This is a genomic window from Tissierella sp., from assembly GCF_031460495.1.
Taxonomy (GTDB): Bacteria; Bacillota; Clostridia; order Tissierellales; family Tissierellaceae; genus JAVKTS01.
Map to the genome: position 1 here is coordinate 144,212 of NZ_JAVKTS010000002.1, position 18,815 is coordinate 163,026.

16 protein-coding genes are annotated in these 18,815 nt (G+C 33.0%); all 16 read left to right on the forward strand.

Features of this window, described 5'->3' with window-relative positions; translation table 11 throughout:
• The first annotated feature begins 20 nt into the window (after positions 1-20).
• The 16 genes from RIN63_RS04430 (at position 21) to RIN63_RS04505 (ending at position 18,800) form a co-directional block, all read left to right on the forward strand.
• Positions 21-428, forward strand: a complete 408-nt coding sequence (locus RIN63_RS04430) for an NUDIX hydrolase (protein ID WP_310443472.1) — start codon at positions 21-23, stop codon at positions 426-428.
• Between the two features lie 16 nt (positions 429-444).
• Positions 445-1,404, forward strand: coding sequence for a DNA-binding protein WhiA (gene whiA / locus RIN63_RS04435; protein WP_310443473.1), 960 nt, complete (start codon positions 445-447; stop codon positions 1,402-1,404).
• On the forward strand, positions 1,397-1,783 hold the full coding sequence (locus tag RIN63_RS04440; protein WP_310443474.1) for a GrdX family protein: 387 nt from the start codon (positions 1,397-1,399) through the stop codon (positions 1,781-1,783). Before whiA ends, RIN63_RS04440 begins: the two co-directional genes overlap by 8 nt.
• 134 nt (positions 1,784-1,917) lie before the next feature.
• Positions 1,918-5,388 carry a DNA polymerase III subunit alpha gene (locus tag RIN63_RS04445; protein ID WP_310443475.1) on the forward strand — a complete coding sequence of 1,157 codons (3,471 nt, stop codon included), beginning with the start codon at positions 1,918-1,920 and terminating at the stop codon, positions 5,386-5,388.
• 62 nt (positions 5,389-5,450) lie between these two features.
• Positions 5,451-5,645, forward strand: coding sequence for a hypothetical protein (locus RIN63_RS04450; protein ID WP_310443476.1), 195 nt, complete (start codon positions 5,451-5,453; stop codon positions 5,643-5,645).
• A gap of 21 nt (positions 5,646-5,666) precedes the next feature.
• Complete coding sequence (gene pfkA / locus RIN63_RS04455; RefSeq protein ID WP_310443477.1) at positions 5,667-6,626, forward strand: 6-phosphofructokinase; 960 nt, start codon at positions 5,667-5,669, stop codon at positions 6,624-6,626.
• A 14-nt stretch (positions 6,627-6,640) separates the two neighbouring features.
• Positions 6,641-8,398 (forward strand): pyruvate kinase, encoded by a 1,758-nt coding sequence (gene pyk / locus RIN63_RS04460; protein WP_310443478.1) that lies wholly within the window; start codon positions 6,641-6,643, stop codon positions 8,396-8,398.
• A 22-nt stretch (positions 8,399-8,420) separates the two neighbouring features.
• Positions 8,421-9,431, forward strand: coding sequence for an aldo/keto reductase (locus RIN63_RS04465; protein ID WP_310443480.1), 1,011 nt, complete (start codon positions 8,421-8,423; stop codon positions 9,429-9,431).
• 141 nt (positions 9,432-9,572) lie between these two features.
• The gene (locus tag RIN63_RS04470; protein WP_310443481.1) at positions 9,573-10,214 is read left to right on the forward strand and encodes a GntR family transcriptional regulator; all 642 of its coding nucleotides are present in this window, start codon (positions 9,573-9,575) and stop codon (positions 10,212-10,214) included.
• A gap of 189 nt (positions 10,215-10,403) precedes the next feature.
• Positions 10,404-10,877, forward strand: a complete 474-nt coding sequence (gene grdA / locus RIN63_RS04475) for a glycine/sarcosine/betaine reductase complex selenoprotein A (RefSeq protein WP_310443482.1) — start codon at positions 10,404-10,406, stop codon at positions 10,875-10,877.
• A gap of 57 nt (positions 10,878-10,934) precedes the next feature.
• A complete protein-coding gene (locus RIN63_RS04480) occupies positions 10,935-11,318 on the forward strand; it encodes a GrdX family protein (RefSeq protein ID WP_310443483.1) in 384 nt (127 codons plus the stop codon).
• A gap of 30 nt (positions 11,319-11,348) precedes the next feature.
• Positions 11,349-12,635, forward strand: a complete 1,287-nt coding sequence (locus RIN63_RS04485) for a glycine/sarcosine/betaine reductase component B subunit (RefSeq protein ID WP_310443484.1) — start codon at positions 11,349-11,351, stop codon at positions 12,633-12,635.
• Between the two features lie 24 nt (positions 12,636-12,659).
• A complete protein-coding gene (locus tag RIN63_RS04490; protein WP_310443485.1) occupies positions 12,660-13,958 on the forward strand; it encodes a glycine/betaine/sarcosine/D-proline family reductase selenoprotein B in 1,299 nt (432 codons plus the stop codon).
• A gap of 97 nt (positions 13,959-14,055) precedes the next feature.
• A complete protein-coding gene (locus RIN63_RS04495; RefSeq protein ID WP_310443486.1) occupies positions 14,056-15,138 on the forward strand; it encodes a hypothetical protein in 1,083 nt (360 codons plus the stop codon).
• A gap of 271 nt (positions 15,139-15,409) precedes the next feature.
• Positions 15,410-16,804 carry an MATE family efflux transporter gene (locus tag RIN63_RS04500; protein WP_310443487.1) on the forward strand — a complete coding sequence of 465 codons (1,395 nt, stop codon included), beginning with the start codon at positions 15,410-15,412 and terminating at the stop codon, positions 16,802-16,804.
• Between the two features lie 109 nt (positions 16,805-16,913).
• Entirely contained in the window at positions 16,914-18,800 is a 1,887-nt protein-coding gene (locus RIN63_RS04505; protein ID WP_310443488.1) for an ABC-F family ATP-binding cassette domain-containing protein, read from the forward strand.
• The last annotated feature ends 15 nt before the right edge of the window (positions 18,801-18,815 follow it).

Here is an 18,815-nt window from a genome sequence, read left to right on the forward strand (position 1 = left end):
TATATTGGGAGTGGGTTTCAATGATGGAAGAGATAAGTTCTGGAGGTGTTGTAATTTTTGGGAATACCATATTATTATTAAAAAAATTTAATGGTGATTGGGTATTACCTAAAGGTAGAATAGAGAAAAATGAAACTGTAAAAGATGCAGCCTTAAGAGAAGTCCTAGAGGAATCGGGCGTAAAAGCTGAGATATTAAAATATATAGGAAAGGCTAATTACAAGTACAAGAATTTACAAGAAAATGAGATGGTTAATAAAACCGTTCATTGGTATTTGATGAAAGCAAATAGCATGGATTGTACCCCACAAAAAAAAGAAGGGTTTATCGATGCATTATTTGTTCATGTAGATAAGGCTACAGACTTAGTAAGATATGAAGATGAGAAAAATATGATTATTAAAGGATTAAAAATGATTAAATTATAGAAAATGAGGTGATGTAATGTCATTTTCATCCACGACAAAAAATGAGCTATCTAGAATTCCTTTAACTCAGGATTGTTGTGCTATAGGAGAGTTAGCAGCCTTAGTTAGAATGAATGGTACTATACAAATATCTGGAATGAAGAGAATCAATCTTAAATTTACCACTGAAAATGCAGCTATTGCTAGAAGAATATTTTCATTATTAAAGATTATCTATAATGCAGAAGTAGAGGTAATGGTAAGAAGGAACAAGCAGTTGAAAAAGAATAATAATTATTTAGTAATTATAAATAATAAGGATATATCAAAAAAAATCTTGGATGATGTAGGATTTATTCGTGGAGAATCAAGTGTTTTCAATCCTAATTATACTATTCCCGAAGAACTAATAGAAAACAGATGTTGTAAAAGAGCTTATATAAGAGGAGCCTTTTTAGGTGGAGGGTCTATTAGTAACCCAGAGAAAACATATCACTTGGAATTTGTTACCAGTAATGAAGAGCATAGTAAAGACCTATCAAATGTAATCAATTCCTTTGGACTGAATTCAAAGGTCGTAATTAGAAAGGAAAATTATGTAATTTATATCAAAGAAGGTGAGCAAATAGTAGATTTATTAAATATTATTGGTGCTCATCAAGCTCTTTTAAAACTTGAGGATATTAGAGTTTTAAAAAATGTAAGAAATAATATTAATAGAATAGTAAATTGTGAAACTGCAAATTTAGGTAAGACCATAGATGCTTCTATGAGGCAGGTAGAAAATATAAAGTATATTGACCAAAGAATTGGATTGAACAAATTACCTAATAATCTAAGGGAAATTGCTGAGCTTAGGTTAGAATATGATGATGCCAGCTTAAAGGAGCTAGGTATGATGCTAAGTCCACCTGTAGGAAAATCAGGAATAAATCATAGATTTAGAAAAATTGAACAATTAGCAGATGAATTGAGAGGAGATAGAAAGAATGTCTAGTGTAATAATCACAAATAATCCTTATGTAAATGAAAAATACAAGGATACTATGGAAATAATATATAAAGAGGAATTAAATTATTTAGAAATCTTAGAGTTTTTGAGAGATAAAATTCATGCAGGTCATGAATTACTTACCCATCCTTTGTCAGGAAGTATAAAACCAAATGAAACTCCTTACAAAACAATTATGATATCAAAGGAAAAAGGGGAATTAGATCAATCTGGTATTTTAATAGTTGAGGAAAGCATAGCTACTGCAAAGAAATTCCAAACTAACAAGCCTACTCCAGATTGGCTAGAGCATGTATTAGATGATTTTAGAGTAATTGATTTATCATTAATAGAAAATGTCATTGATAAACTAGGGCATAAATAACAATTAGCAATTAACAAAGAACTATTAGTAATGGAAAATTTATAGTACTATAATTAAAAAATTTCTCTTATATAGGGAAATTTTTCTTTTTTATGATAGAATATATCTATGAGATACAATAGAGAGGGATTTTTATGAACTATAAGGATAAATTCGTCCATCTACATGTGCATACTGAATATAGCTTGTTAGATGGCTCGATTAAAATAAAAAATATAATGAAAAGAACCAAGGAGCTAGGTATGGATTCAATCGCCATAACGGATCATGGTTCTATGTTTGGCGTTGTTCAATTTTATAAAGAGGCTAAAAAACATGGAGTAAAGCCTATACTGGGATCTGAAGTATATGTTGCCATAGATAAATATACCGATAGAGATCCTAAGGATAAAAACCAATATCATTTAGTACTTTTAGCTGAAAGCAATGAAGGATACCAAAATTTGATGAAGATTGTATCTGAAGGCTATGTAAATGGTTTTTATTATAAGCCTAGAGTTGATCATGAGGTCCTAAGAAAATATAGCAAAGGAATCATTGCCTTGTCCGCTTGTTTAGGTGGAGAGATTTCTCAGCATATATTGAACAACAATATAGATAAAGCAAAAAGAATTGCCTTGGAATACCAAAATATATTTGGCAAAGACAACTATTTTCTTGAGTTACAGGATTTTGGTGTAGAAGATCAGAGAATGGTAAATCGACAACTTATTAAAATATCTAAGGAAACGGGTATACCTTTAGTAGCTACAAATGATGTCCATTATCTTAAAAAAGAAGATGCAAGGGTTCATGATGTGCTTTTATGTATTCAAACGGCTAAAACAGTAGATGATACTGATAGGATGAAATTTCCTACAAATGAATTTTATTTAAAATCACCAGAAGAGATGCAAAATATATTTAGTGATAATCTAATGGCTTTAGAGAATACTGCATGGGTAGCTGATAGATGTAATGTAGAGCTAGATTTTAACACCCTGCATTTGCCGGGTTTTGATGTACCCCAAGGTTTTACTAATGAAGAATACTTAAAACATCTTACCTTGGAAGGATTAAATAGTAGGTATAAGGATATTACCCAGGAAATTGAGGATAGATTTAATTATGAGTTTAATACAATTATTCAGATGGGTTATACAGACTATTTCCTCATAGTATGGGATTTTATAAAATTTGCTAAGGATAATGGTATAATGGTAGGTCCAGGTAGGGGATCTGCTGCTGGTAGTATAGTATCCTATGCCCTAGGGATTATTGATATTGATCCTTTGGAGTATGGATTATTATTTGAAAGGTTTTTAAATCCTGAGAGAGTATCTATGCCTGATATAGATATTGATTTTTGCTATGAGAGGCGAGAAGAAGTCATTCAATATGTGGTGAGAAAATATGGAGCTGATAGAGTTGCCCAAATCGCCACTTTTGGTACAATGGCAGCTCGTGGAGCAATTAGAGATGTAGGTAGGGCAATAAATATGCCTTATGGGCAAGTAGATTCAATAGCAAAACAAATCCCAATGGATTTGGGAATGAACATAGAGAAGGCTCTTGAAGTTAATAAGAGTTTACGAGATATTTACGATGATGACCATGATGTTGAAAATTTAATAGATTTAGCAAAGGCTGTGGAAGGACTACCTAGACATACTTCTACCCATGCTGCAGGGGTTTTGATTTCCAAAGAGCCTGTTACCAATTATGTACCTTTATTGAGGAATGGTGACTCATTAACTACACAGTTTAATATGATTGAGCTAGAGGAATTAGGCCTGCTTAAAATGGACTTTCTAGGCTTAAGGACTTTGACAGTAATAAGAGATGCTGTTAATCTCATTGCAGAAAATAAAGAGATAGAAGTTGATTTTGATAATATAGACTATGAGGATCCATTAATTCTTGAAATGTTTGCAAAGGCTGAAACCTTGGGTATATTTCAATTTGAATCGCCAGGTATGAGAGCATTTTTAAAGGAATTAAAGCCAAATGTATTTGAAAACCTTATAGCAGCCAATTCACTATTTAGACCAGGCCCTATGAATCAGATACCTACTTTCGTAGCCTGTAAACATGATCCATCAAAGATTGAATATTTACATCCAAAGCTAGAACATATCCTTGATGTTACCTACGGTTGTATTGTGTATCAGGAGCAAGTAATGCAAATTGTTAGAGATATTGGTGGATACTCAATGGGAAGAGCAGATTTAGTAAGGCGTGCTATGGGTAAGAAAAAAATGGATGTAATGGAAGAGGAGAGAAAGAATTTTATTTATGGGCAGGTTGATGAAAATGGAGAGGTTATTTTAGCTGGAGCCATAAGAAATGGAGTAGATGAAAAATCTGCGTCCAAGATATATGATTTAATGATTGATTTTGCTAATTATGCTTTTAATAAATCACATTCAGCTGCTTATGCAGTAGTAGCTTATAGAACTGCTTGGCTTAAATACTATTATCCAGTAGAATTTATGGCAGCTTTAATATCATCTGTCATGGGAAGTACAAATTCAGTATCCCTATATATACAGGAATGTAAAAGGTTAGGAATAGAAATATTGCCTCCAGATATTAATGAATCTTATAATAAATTTACTGTATTAGCTGGGAAAATTCGATATGGTCTTTCTGCAGTTAAGAATGTGGGCGTAAATTTTATTAACGCTGTTGTAAAAGCTAGGGAGCAAGGTAGATTTAAATCTTTTACAGATTTTATAGAAAGAGTAGATAAGATAGATTCTTCTTCCATGAATAAAAGAGCTGTAGAATCCTTGATTAAATGTGGTGCCATGGATAGTTTAGGTGGTAATAGAGCTCAGTTTTTAGCCATATTTGAAAAGACAATAGACAGTGTTCATTCTGATAGAAAGAGAAATATAGAGGGACAGTTCTCCATATTTGATACTGTGGATGATAGTGTATCAAAGGATAACTTACCAGATTTAAAAGAATTTCCAAAAAATATTTTGCTTACAATGGAAAAAGAAATGGTTGGTATATATATTTCTGGACATCCATTAGAGCCATATAAATCAGAATTAGAAAAAGTTTCTACTATAACAACTGTTGACCTTTTAAATAGTGGAGAAGATATAGGAGAAAAGCTAGATGGCCCAAATGATGGAGATAGGGTTATAATTGGAGGAATAATTGTTGAGAAGAAGAACAAGATAACTAGAAACAACAATATGATGGCTTTTGTTACCTTAGAGGATTTGTATGGGGCTATAGAATGTATTGTATTTCCTACGACCTTCGATAGGTATAATAAGTATCTCAAAGAAGATGGACTGGTAGTCGTAGAAGGTAGAATCAGTATGTCTGAGGTTGAAGAGCCTAAGATTTTAGTGGAAAAGATTAGGGAATTAAATACATTTAAGAGAGGAAAACTTTATCTAAAAATCTCCTCAAGTAGTGTTGCTAATGTATTTAGCAAGATTAAGGAGATTCTAAGGAAGTACAAAGGTGATACTCCAGTATATATATATCTAGAAAAGGAAAAGAAAACTATTGTATCTGATAGAGAATTGTGGATTGATGTCAGTGAAAAGGCTATAATGGAATTAAAGGACTTACTAGGGGAAGAATCAGTAAAATTATCTTAGATTATCTAAATTAGTGATTATATTTTAACTATTACTTGATATTAAAAGAGGAGTGCTATAACATGTGGACAACAATTTACATGGCCATAGGATTAGAAAATGCAGAAATAATTGAGAGAAAGCTCAAGGAAGAAGGATTTTTAGTTAAGATAAGATATTTTTCTTTAGAAGGGGAAGAGGAGCTTTATGAGATATTAGCTCCTGAATTTGAAGCAGAAGAAGTTCAAGAAGCAATGATTGAACTAGGTATCATGTAGTAGAATATGAGGGGGAATTAGATGAAGACCATAGGAGTGTTGACTAGTGGGGGAGATGCCCCAGGCATGAATGCAGCCATTAGAGCGGTTGTAAGATCTGGAATATATAATGATTTTAGAGTTATGGGAATAAGACAAGGCTATAGTGGTTTAATTGAGGGAGATATAGATGATATGAATCTTTCCTCTGTTGCTGATATAATTCATAGAGGAGGAACTACACTTAGATCAGCTAGGTCTGATGAGTTTAAGACAGAAAAAGGATTTAAAAAGGCTTTAAATGTACTAAATGTATTTGGAATAGATGGACTTGTAGTACTAGGTGGAGATGGTACTTTAAAGGGAGCTAGAGAATTGTCAAATGCAGGAATACCTACTATTGGAATACCCTGCACAATTGACAATGATTGTGGGTATTCTGATTATACTATAGGATTTTATACTGCTGTTGAAACTGTAGTAGATGCTATATCCAAGATAAGAGATACATCTACATCCCATGGTAGAGCAAATGTAATTGAAGTCATGGGAAGAAATTGTGGAGATATAGCTCTTTATGCTGGATTAGCAGGCGGCGCTGAAAGTATAATTATTCCTGAAGTAGAATTTGATATAGATGAAGTATGTAAAAGAGCAATACAAGGTAAAAATAGAGGAAAATTGCATCATATTATAGTTTTAGCAGAAGGTGTCGGAAATGCCTATGATGTATCAAAATCCATAAGTGATAAAACAGGTATTGATACTAGGGTAACTATATTAGGATATATCCAAAGAGGAGGTACACCTACTTCCTTTGATAGGATATTAGCTAGTAGAATGGGCAATAAGGCTATAGATTTACTTAAAGCAGGGAAATCTGGAAGGGCTTTAGGTGTTAAATGCAATCAGATAATTGATTTAGATATTAATGAGGCATTAGAAGTAAAGAAATCATTTGATATTGAGATGTATAATACTGCAAAGATATTATCAATTTAATGGAGGGGTAACAGATGAAAAAGACTAAGATAGTATGTACAATAGGTCCTGCTTCAGAATCAGAGAAAGTTTTAAAAGAACTTTTCTTAAATGGGTTAAATGTTTGTAGACTCAATTTTTCCCATGGTTCCCATGAGGAACATAAGCAAAGAATTGATAATATTAAAAGAGTTAGGGAAGAACTTAAGATGCCTATAGGAATTATGCTAGATACAAAAGGTCCTGAAATTAGGCTAGGTGATTTTAAGGATGGCACTATAGAAATTGAAGAAGGAGATATATTTACATTAACGACTAGAGATATACTAGGGGATAAGAGTATTGTATCGGTTTCTTACAAAGGCTTGCCTAATGATATTGAAAAGGATAGTAGAATCTTAATTGACGATGGCTTAGTGGAATTTAAGGTTATGGAGATTATAAATGATACAGATATTAAATGTATAGCATTGAATAATGGTACATTAAAAAATCATAAAGGTGTAAATGTGCCTGGGGTAAAAATCAATCTACCAGCCGTAACTCAAAAAGATGTAGATGATATTTTATTTGGTATTGAGAATGGTATAGATTTCATAGCTGCTTCCTTTGTGAGAAAGGCAGCTGATGTCCTAGAGATTAGAAAGCTATTAGAAGAAAATAATGTAAATACAATAGAGATAATATCCAAGATAGAAAATCAAGAGGGTGTTGATAATATTGATGAGATATTAGCAGCTTCAGATGGGATAATGGTGGCGAGGGGAGATTTAGGAGTAGAGATCCAGACTGAAGAAATCCCTATAGTACAAAAAGAGTTAATTAGAAAATCTAATATAGCAGGTAAACCTGTAATAACAGCAACTCAGATGCTTGATTCCATGATGAGAAATCCAAGACCAACAAGGGCTGAAGTAACGGATGTTGCTAATGCTATTCTCGATGGAAGTAGTGCTATTATGTTATCCGGAGAAACAGCCGCAGGAAAATATCCTATTGAGTCAGTAAAGACTATGTACAATATAGCCAAAAGGACAGAAGATTCACTGGATTATGGTGAGATACTTAATTCCAAAGTTGCTGTTAGTGAGATATCAACAACTAATGCCATAAGTAAAGCTACTTGTACAACGGCAATGGACCTAGGAGCATCTGCAATAATAACTGCTACCTCATCTGGATATACATCAAAAGCAATATCTAAATTTAGACCAAAAGCACCTATAATAGCAGCAACTACTACTGAATCAGTAATGAGAAGATTGTCCTTAGTGTGGGGAGTCTATCCCGTACTGTCACCTTATAGCAATTCAACGGATGATGTAATTGAATTATCTATTCAATCAACTGTTGATGAAGGATATGTAAAGGAAGGAGATTTGGTTGTAATTACAGCGGGTATTCCTGTTGGAACAGCCGGTTCAACTAATCTTATAAAGGTTCATACTATAGGAAAAGTACTATTGAAGGGAACAGGTATAGGCAAGCACTCAACCCTTGGAAGAATCTGCATTGCATATAATGCAGAGGAACTAAAAGAGAAATTTAAAGATGGAGATATAATAGTTAGTAAGGATACAGATAGGGATATGGTAAGTTATATGGAGAGAGCCTCAGCAATAATAACAGAACATGGTGGACTTACTTCCCATGCAGCCATAGTAGGATTAAATCTTCACAAGCCAACAATAGTAGGAGCAGATGGTGCCACATCTATATTGAGAGATGGAGATATAGTTACAGTAGATAGTACTACTGGACTTATATACAAAGGAGAAGCCAGAGTATTATAGAAAGAGTTAGGAGGAAATGTTCTTGGAAAAAAGATTGTTAGGGAAAACTAATTTAGAAGTATCGGTAATTGGATTTGGTGGTATTCCAATTCAAAGAGTAGATAGTCATATGTCAACAAGTTTGCTAGAGGAAGCAAGCAAATTAGGGATTAACTTCATCGATACTGCTCGTGGATATAATGAATCTGAAAATCTAATAGGTGAGGCTCTAGAGAAAATAGGTAGAGAAAAGTTTTTTCTAGCTACAAAGACCATGAAAAGAGATTATCAAGGAATGCTTGATGATATAAATATTAGCTTAAAAAACCTAAGAACTGATTATATAGATTTATATCAGCTCCACAATGTAAAAAGTATAGAAGAGTTAGAACTAGTATTAAGTGAGAATGGTGCCCTAAAGGCATTAAAAGAAGCTAAGGAAAAGGGTATAGTTAGAAATATAGGAATAACAGGACATAATCCAGATATCCTAGATAAGGCTATAGATACAGATGAGTTTGCTACTATACAATGTCCTTATAATCCTGTTGAGCAACAGGCAGATGAATTATTCAAAAAGGCAAAAGCTAAAGATATTGGAGTAATTGTTATGAAGCCCTTAGCAGGTGGTGCTATTACAAAAGGCGAGTTATCCTTAAGATTTATTATTGACAATCCCAATGTAACTGTAGCTATTCCAGGGATGGATTCTATAGAACAAATAAATGAAAATGCCATGGTAGGTATTGATGTAAGGAAATTAACTGATGAAGAAGAAAAGATTTTGTTTGAAGAAGCTAATTCCCTAGGGTCTGAATTTTGTAGGCGCTGTGGATATTGCATGCCATGTCCACAAAATATAGATATACCAACACAATTTTTAATGGAAGGGTATTATACTAGATATAATCTAAAGGAATGGGCTCAAGGAAGGTATGACGCTATGGAAAAAAGAGCAGTACATTGCATAGAATGTGGACAATGTGAGCCAAGATGTCCATATAATCTTCCAATAAGAAAGATGATGAAGAAAGTAGTGGCAACATTAGGATAGGCACAGTTTAACTGTGCTTTTTTTATAACGAATAAGAAAGCTCTATTTTAAAGGATCATATTATAAAGAATTTTTAATTGCTTATTTTGTATTTAACCAATATAATTATATGAGAAATATTTATAGACGAGGGGTATGTAAATGAGTGACAGTAAATTAGATACAGATAGTATATATGAACTATTGAAAAAAAGAATTATACATCTTGAGTATGAACCGGGTTTAGTCTTAAATGAGGTAGATGTTGCAGAGGAGTTCAATACTAGTAGAACACCTATTAGAAGAGTTTTTCAACTATTACATGGTGATAAACTTTTAAATATCGTTCCAAGATTTGGTGCTCAGGTTGCACCTATAGATTTTAAACAAATGAAATCTATATTCGAGGTAACTAGAGAGCTAGATCCATTTGCTACAAGACTTGCAGTAGAGAGAATAAGTGACGAAAAGATTAAAGAACTTGAGGAGATTATGTCTAGGTTAGAAAACTATGATATTACTAAAGATTACCAGAATGCAATTAACGATGATGAACTTTTTCATGATATTATATTTTCTAGTTGCGATAACCCCTGGTTACAAGAAATTTTAACATCCCTGCATTATCATACTGAAAGATTGTGGCATTATTGTGAGAGTTATTTTGATAGTATGGATCTTTTTACTCATTCATTGGGAAAGGTATTAGAAGCAGTAAAAGAAAAGGATGTAGAAAAAGCTGAAAAATATACTAGAGAACATATAGATGAATTTGTTCTCAAAATAAAAAAGGAAATGTTATAGAGATTTTAGAAACCCCTAATTTTAGATGATTTAGTCAATCTAGAATTAGGGGTTTCTATATTTTTTCATAAATTAAAAATATTTTTGTAAAATACACTTGAAATACACAAGAAAAACATATACAATGTAGTTGTAGAACAAGTGAAAAACATTTAACAAAGTGAATTGATTATGAAAGGAAGTGGCTAAATGTCAATTTTTAATGAAAACACAAAAGTTATCATTATTGGAGACAGAGATGGTATACCCGGACCAGCTATGGAAGAATGCGTAAAAACCACTCCTGCAGAAGTAGTATTTTCATCTACTGAATGTTTCGTCTGAACGGCTGCAGGTGCAATGGACTTAGAAAATCAAAAAAGGGTTAAAGACTTAACTGAAAAATACGGAGCAGAAAACATGCTTGTATTAATTGGTGGAGCTGAAGCTGAAGCAGCAGGATTAGCGGCTGAAACAGTAACAGCAGGTGACCCTACATTTGCAGGTCCATTAGCAGGAGTCTCGTTGGGACTTAAAGTTTACCATGCAGTAGAACCAGATTTCAAAGAATCTGTAGAGGCTGATGTATATGATGAGCAAATTGGTATGATGGAAATGGTTCTTGAAGTTGATGAAATAGTTGAAGAAGTAAAGGGTATAAGGGAAGAATTTACAAAATTTTAATATCTAATTTATAGACAAGTATATTCCTATAAGAACAATATGAGAGGAGGGAATCCTATGACAAATGAGATGAATTATCAAATTGTGACTAACAATCCCACTGTAAAAGATGATTATGAAGAAGTAATTTTCGTTGAAGGTGGCTTTGGAGATGTGTTATTAAAAGTTAGAGATTTAGTTCACTCAGGTTTTGAACTTATTAATCATCCCCTAGGAGCAAGTAGCAGAATGTTTTTCTCTCCATATCGTTCGATTGCAATTCGTGAGAAATCACAGGGAAAACATGATATTCATGTAGAAACAATAGAAAACAGCATAGAAAACTATAATAAACATACCAGTATGAAAAAAGCAGACATGGCAAATAGTGAAGATTACGCTTTAATTGACAGTGAACTTTTAAAATCTTCATTACATGAGTTTGAAAGGATTTACAATTAAAAATTAAAAATAAAACGGAGGTGACTTTCCTTGAAACTTGAACTTAGAAGAATCCATATTAAAGATATTCAATTAGGAAATGAAACAACTGTAAAAAATGGAGTTCTAACAGTAAATAAAGAGGAATTAATCAATAAGCTTAAAGAAGATGAAAGAATTAAAGATGTTAAGCTTGATGTAGCAAGACCTGGAGAAAAGGTAAGAATTATTCCAGTTAAAGACGTAATTGAACCAAGAGTGAAAATTGAAGGAACAGGAAATGGTTTTCCAGGAGTATCCACTAAAATCGCTCAATTAGGAGATGGAAAGGTTAATGTACTTCATGGTGCAGCTGTTGTAACGATTGGTGACATTGTAGGATTCCAGGAAGGCGTAGTTGACATGTGGGGTGAAGGTGCAAAATGGACTCCATTTTCAAAGACTTTCAACCTAGTAGTTGATATTATACCTGTAGAAGGATTAGCACCACATGCTCATGAAACAACTGTTAGATTAGCAGGGCTTAAAGCAGCAGAGTTTGTAGGAGAAGCTGGAAGAAATGTAGAACCAGATGAAGTATTAGTATATGAAATGGGTAGCCACGCTGAAGAAAGCAAGAAATATCCAGATCTACCAAAGGTAGCATATGTAGAAATGCTTATTTCTCAAGGGTTATTACATGATGGATATATCTATGGAGTTAACAGCCAATTAATCTTACCAACTCTACTACATCCAAATGAGGAATTAGATGGAGCAGTAATCAGTGGTAACTGTGTTGCAGCATGTGATAAGATAACAACTTACCAACATCAAAACAATTCAGCAATCCTTGACTTATATGCACAACATGGAAAAACTATTAACTTCTTAGGAGTAATACTTACTCCAGAGTTAACTACTCTTGAAGGTAAATTTAGAACATGTGATTACACAGCTAAATTATGTAAGAGTCTAGGAGCAGACGGTGTTATTATATCTGAAGAAGGTTATGGTAACCCAGACTCAGACTTATTAATGATTTGTAAGAGATTAGAAGATTCAGGAATAAAGACAGTTCTAATAACTGACGAATGCTCAGGTTGGGACGGAATGAGTCAACCATTGGCAGATACAGCAAAAGAAGCAGTAGCCGTAGTGTCTACAGGTAATGTAAGTCATGTTGTTAAACTATCACCTGCTGATAGAGTAATAGGAAATGCAGCTGCTATTGCAACCTTAGCTGGTGGATGGGAAGGTTCATTAGAAGAAGATGGAACTTTAAGCTGTGAATTAAATGCAGTAATTGGAGCAACATCAGAGATTGGATATCATAACTGTACAGTTAAATTATATTAATTAGCTCAGAAAGGAGGAGAAAATATGAAATTCAAAGTATTATATTATGTTAATCAATTCTTTGGACAAATAGGTGGAGAAGAAAAAGCAGGGATAGAGCCTGTTTTCAAGAAAGAAACAATAGGACCAGCATTAGGATTTAATGGGCTTCTTGGAGAAGAGGGAGAAGTAGTAGGTACACTAATATGTGGTGATAACTACTTTAATGAACATAAAGAAGAAGCTTTAGAATATATAATGAAGGTAATTAAAGAGGAAAATCCAGATATAGTTGTTGCAGGACCAGCATTTAATGCAGGTAGATATGGTATGGCTTGCTCTGGAGTAGTAAATGCTGTAGTAGATGAATTAAATATTCCAGTAGTTACTGGTATGTATATAGAAAATCCTGGTTTAGATTCATGCAGAGGTAAAGCAATAGTAGTAAATGTTTCAGACTCAGCGGCAGGCATGAGAAAAGCACTACCAGTAATGGCAAATATAGTAAAGAAGATAATGAATGGCGAGGAACTAGGTCTTCCAGAGGAAGAAGGATATATATCACAAGGTAAGAGACTTACTGTTTTCTCAGATAAGAGAGGTTCGCAAAGAGCGGTAGAGATGTTATTATCTAGATTAAATAATGAACCATTTGAGACTGAACTACCAATGCCTGTATTTGATAAGGTAGATCCAGCAGTAGCAATTAAGGATTTAAGTAAAGCTACTATAGCTCTGGTAACTAGTGGTGGAATGGTACCATTAGGAAACCCAGATAGAATCCAATCAGCTAGTGCTCAAAAATGGGGCAAGTATGATGTAAGTGGAATAGATGCATTAACTGGAGAATATTGCACAATTCACGGTGGGTTTGACCCAGTATATGCAAATGAAATACCAGATAGAGTAGCACCGCTTGACATGCTAAAGGAATATCAAAAAGAAGGACTTATTGGTAATGTGTTTGAGTACTTCTATACTACTACAGGTACTGGAACATCGGTTGGAAACTCAGTGAAATTTGGTACTGAAATAGGAAAAGAGCTTAAAGAAGCTGGAGTAGATGGAGTTATATTAACTTCAACTTGAGGCACCTGTACACGTTGCGGTGCAACAATGGTAAAAGAAATAGAAAGATATGGTATCCCTATAGTTCATATGGCTACTATTACTACAATTTCCGAATCAGTAGGTGCTAATAGAATAGTTCCAACTATTGCAATTCCTTATCCAGTAGGAAACCCGAATCTTCCAAAAGAAGAAGAATATACAATGAGAAAGAAAATGGTTGGAAGAGCATTAAAAGCTTTAGCTACAGAAATAACTGAAGTAACTCAATTCTAAGACGATTTTCCATTATTAAATAAAAGGGGCTGGCAAAGCCCCTTTTTCCTAAAAGAGTTGAATGTGTTAGAATTAACAATGATAGGAGATGGTAAATATGGAAAAACAGCAACTAAACTGGGGAAGAGTTATGACATACGCAGGTGCATTTATTGCATTCCTCATAGGCTCTGGGTTTGCAACTGGCCAAGAAGTCTTACAATATTTTAGTTCATATGGTTACCTAGGAATATTAGGAGTAATAGTAGTGTTTTTATTATTTCTTTATGTAGGTATTGACTTTGTAATTGTAGGGAAAGAAAATCAGTTTCCAAAGGGAAGCGATGTATACAAATATTATTGCGGAAATATAATAGGAAATTTTTATGATTACTTTTCTATTGCTTTTATCTATATGTCATTTATAGTTATGATAGGAGGAGCAGGTGCTACAGTACATCAACAATATGGTCTTCCAGCAGAGTTTGGTGGAATTATGATGGGAATTTTAGCAGCAGGTACTGTAATATTCGGATTAGGAAAGATAGTAGATGTAATAGGGAAGATTGGTCCAGCAATAATTTTTTTAACAATTATACTAGGTATAACTGCTATATTAAAAAATCCTGAGGGATTAGTTAAGGCAAATGAAGTAATACCAAAATTAAACTTATTGAGGGCTTCCTCTAACTGGTTTTATGCAGCAGCTTCATATGTAGGATTTTGTATGCTGTGGTTAGCGGGATTTATGACATCCATGGGTGCCTCTAGTGAAAGTAAAAAAGAATCTGTTCTTGGAGTAACTTTTGGTGCCATAGGATTTAGTGTGGCTTTGGTAATTATCACATTAGGTATGATTGCAAATATAGAACAATTAGCTGGTTCAATGGTGCCATCATTAATATTAGCTGGAAATATAAATTCAACATTAGCTATAGTATTCTCATTTATAGTGGTAGCAGGAATTTATACAACAGCAGTTCCTCTTTTATGGCAAGTTGTTGCCAGGTTTTCAGAGGAAAAAACTAATAAATTTAGAATGTTGACTGTAGTATTAGCTATAGTTGGTGTTTTTATTGGTTTAAGGGTTCCATTTGATAAATTAGTAAATATAATATATGTAATAAACGGCTATGTAGGTATTATTCTATTAGGATTTATGATAGTAAAAACTATTAGGAATAAATTAGCTAATAATTAAACTAATTAAGTGGGTAAACTCAATATGAGTTCTCAATAGATTCAAAAGAGACCCTTTTCCCCATAAAGGTTCTCTCCTCTTAAAAATATTTTAGCAAGATATTTATAAGTATTGGGTGTTTTAAATTTTGTTACACATGGTAAAATAACTTCGGCTTCTGACTCTGGAAATCGAAGTTATTTTATTTTCATTTACTACTTTTCTTTTTCCTATAATATGATATAATAGCTATATGTTTAGTGACTCGAAATACATAAAAAGGTGGTAGAATATGAACAAACAAAACAAGACAGAATTGATTTTAAAAGGTAGCATTTATAAGGTACTTATTACACTGTCTATTCCAATCATGATAAACAGCCTTATACAAACATTATACAATTTGGTAGATGGATTATATGTAAGTATGCTTTCATCAGTTCATTTTGCAGCTACTGCTTTTGTATGGCCAGTTAACTTCTTATTTATTTCTTTAGGTATAGGGCTTTCTATAGCAGGTACTTCTCTTCTTGCACAGTTAGTTGGTGCAAATAAATTAGAGAGGGCTAATGAATACGCTACCCAACTAATAGCAGTTAGCGTACTTAGTTCAGTTGTATTTACTATATTAGGATATCTTGTAAGTCCTCATATTATTAGGCTAATGGGTGGAACAGGAGAACTAGCAGAGCTTGGAAACATATATTTAAGGATTACTTTTTTAGATATGCCTTTTATGTTTCTGTTTTTTAACATAAGTTCTATAATGAATTCTCAAGGAAATACTTTTATAACCATGATTCTTAGTGGAATTTCTGCAATAATAAATGTAATACTAGATCCAATATTTATTTTTACTTTAGATATGGGAATAGCAGGTGCAGCATGGGCAACATTAATCTCTAGGGGTGTGTTGGCAATGCTTGGATTTGTTTTGTTGTTTAATAAAAAGAATAAGATTATACCATCTTTTAAGGAATTTAAGTTTGATAAAGAAGTAATTAAAGAAATATTTACTGTAGGATTACCATCCTCCATAGGTCAAACAGGAGCTTCTTTAGGATTTATCGTACTTAATGGCTTTATTGGGTCCTATGGAACAGCAACCTTAGCTGCTTATGCTATGGTAAACAGAATAACATCCTTGGTTATGCAACCAGCAATGGGTATTGGATCTGCATTAACTGCAATAGTAGGGCAGAATATGGGAGCAAATCAAATCGATAGGGTAAAAGAAGCATTTTACAAAGCATTAAAACTTACAATCCTTATCGGTGGATTGGGTTGCATAATATTGATTGCATTTGATACTCAAATAATTAACTTTTTCATGCAATCAAAAGATGATCCAACTGTAATAGATTTGAGTTTAGTATATCTGGTGTATGTGTCGCTATCCATGCCTTTAATGGGAATTTTCTCTGTATTCCAAGGAATATTCCAAGGCTCTGGAAATACTAAATATTCTATGTCCATGGAAGTGGGTAGACTTTGGTTTGTGAGACTTCCCATGATTTTAGTTTTTAAACATTTTACAAACTGGGGCTCTACAGGCATTTGGTTCTCAATGAGCTTTAGTAATCTAATAGTTTGCTTATATGGATATTGGATATATAGAAGAAATGGATGGCAAAAGAAAATAATTAAGAGTAATGATGAGTGTCAAAGTGATAGCACCTTAGCATAAGTTAATAAATTGAAGTTAGTAGCGGAGAATTTATTCTCCGTTTTTTGTTTGTAACTTAAAAATATGTTATAATACTTAGTTAGGAAAACAAATAGGGAAGTGAGATAATATGAATTTAATAGCTATAGAAAATTTATCTAAAGCATATAGTGAGAAACAGTTATTTAATAATATTAATATGGGCATTGATGATGGAGATAAGATAGGGCTTATAGGCATTAATGGAACTGGAAAAACTACATTTTTAAAGATTATTGCTGGTATAGAAGAATCAGATACTGGAAAAGTAATAAAAGGAAGTAATGTAAATATTGAATATTTACCTCAAGATATAGACTTTGATTTAAATGCTACAGTAGTGGAACAAGTTTTCAAAGGTAATTCTAAAAACATTCAACTAGTTAGGAGATATGAAGAAGCCCTAATGAATTCTAATACTAAAACTGAAGAAATACTAATTCTCACTCAAGAGATGGATGCAGCAAACGCCTGGGGACTAGAAGCTGAAGCAAAATCTGTATTAACAAAACTTGGAGTGAATGATTTTAATGAGAAAATTGGGAATCTATCTGGTGGACAGAGGAAAAGAGTTGCCCTAGCATCTGCCTTAATTAATCCTGCAGATTTACTCATATTAGATGAGCCTACAAACCATTTAGATAACGATACAATAGATTGGCTTGAAGAATATCTTAGTAGAAAAAAAGGTGCTTTGCTCATGATTACACATGATAGGTACTTTTTAGATAGAGTCGTAAATCAAATAATTGAATTAGACGGTGGAAATTTATATTCCTATAAAGGAAACTACAACTATTTCTTGGAGAAGAAACTTGAAAGAGAAGAAATGGATATAGCTAGTGAAAGAAAAAGGCAATCATTGCTTAGAACAGAATTAGCCTGGATGATGAGAGGTGCAAGGGCTAGATCTACGAAGCAGAAAGCTAGGATTGAACGATTTAATGAACTAAATGATAGAGAAATAGATATATCTGATGATAAATTTGATATATCTGTGGGTGGGACTAGACTTGGCAAGAAGATAATAGAAATAGATAATATAGAAAAAGCTTTTGATGGAAAAAAAGTCATAGATAATTTTAGCTATATTCTCTTAAGAGATGATAGAATTGGAATACTAGGACCAAATGGTAGCGGAAAATCAACTTTAATGAATATTATATCAGGTAGGATAGAACCAGATAAAGGTACAGTAGATATAGGAGAAACTGTAAAGATAGGAATCTTTGCTCAAGAAAATTCTCATATGGACAAGGATACTAGAGCTATTGAATATATAAGAGAAGGTGGAGAATATATAGAGACATCAGATGGTGAAAAGATATCTGCATCTCAAATGATGGAAAGATTCTTGTTTCCTAAAGAATTACAATGGACACCAATAGGTAAGCTCTCTGGTGGAGAAAAGAGAAGATTACATCTTCTTCGAGTACTAATGGAAGCTCCAAATGTATTACTTCTTGATGAGCCTACAAATGATTTAGATATAGATACTTTAACAGTATTAGAAGACTATATTGAAGAATTTCCTGGAGCAGTAATTGTGGTATCCCATGATAGATACCTATTAGATAAAGTAGTGGAAAAATTATTCGTTTTCGAAGGTAATGGAAAGATAGTAGGATATACTGGAAACTATGAATATTTTAAGGAAATAGTTGAAACTAAAAGAGAGAATCAGCAGTTAGAGAAAAAACCAGAAAAAAAAGAAAGACAAAAAGAAAATAATAAGCCCTTAAAGTTCTCTTTTAATGAACAAAGGGAATGGAATGAGATAGATACTATAATCTCCAAATTAGAGGATGAAATAGTAGAATTAGATGGTGAAATAGAGAAATCATCTAGTGATTACACAAGGTTACAGGAACTACTTGAAAAGAAAGAAAAGATAGAAAACAAGCTAGAAGAAAAGATGGAGCGATGGATGTATCTAAGTGAGCTAGCAGAGAAAATAGAGGAACAAAATAGAAATTAATGAAAGGATGTTTAT

Bases quoted from the DNA above. Each gene is read 5' to 3' on its own strand.
- RIN63_RS04430 (WP_310443472.1), top strand. From the start codon at position 21: ATGATGGAAGAGATAAGTTCTGGAGGTGTTGTAATTTTTGGGAATACC.
- whiA (WP_310443473.1), top strand. From the start codon at position 445: ATGTCATTTTCATCCACGACAAAAAATGAGCTATCTAGAATTCCTTTA.
- RIN63_RS04440 (WP_310443474.1), top strand. From the start codon at position 1,397: ATGTCTAGTGTAATAATCACAAATAATCCTTATGTAAATGAAAAATAC.
- RIN63_RS04445 (WP_310443475.1), top strand. From the start codon at position 1,918: ATGAACTATAAGGATAAATTCGTCCATCTACATGTGCATACTGAATAT.
- RIN63_RS04450 (WP_310443476.1), top strand. From the start codon at position 5,451: ATGTGGACAACAATTTACATGGCCATAGGATTAGAAAATGCAGAAATA.
- pfkA (WP_310443477.1), top strand. From the start codon at position 5,667: ATGAAGACCATAGGAGTGTTGACTAGTGGGGGAGATGCCCCAGGCATG.
- pyk (WP_310443478.1), top strand. From the start codon at position 6,641: ATGAAAAAGACTAAGATAGTATGTACAATAGGTCCTGCTTCAGAATCA.
- RIN63_RS04470 (WP_310443481.1), top strand. From the start codon at position 9,573: ATGAGTGACAGTAAATTAGATACAGATAGTATATATGAACTATTGAAA.
- RIN63_RS04480 (WP_310443483.1), top strand. From the start codon at position 10,935: ATGACAAATGAGATGAATTATCAAATTGTGACTAACAATCCCACTGTA.
- RIN63_RS04495 (WP_310443486.1), top strand. From the start codon at position 14,056: ATGGAAAAACAGCAACTAAACTGGGGAAGAGTTATGACATACGCAGGT.
- RIN63_RS04500 (WP_310443487.1), top strand. From the start codon at position 15,410: ATGAACAAACAAAACAAGACAGAATTGATTTTAAAAGGTAGCATTTAT.
- RIN63_RS04505 (WP_310443488.1), top strand. From the start codon at position 16,914: ATGAATTTAATAGCTATAGAAAATTTATCTAAAGCATATAGTGAGAAA.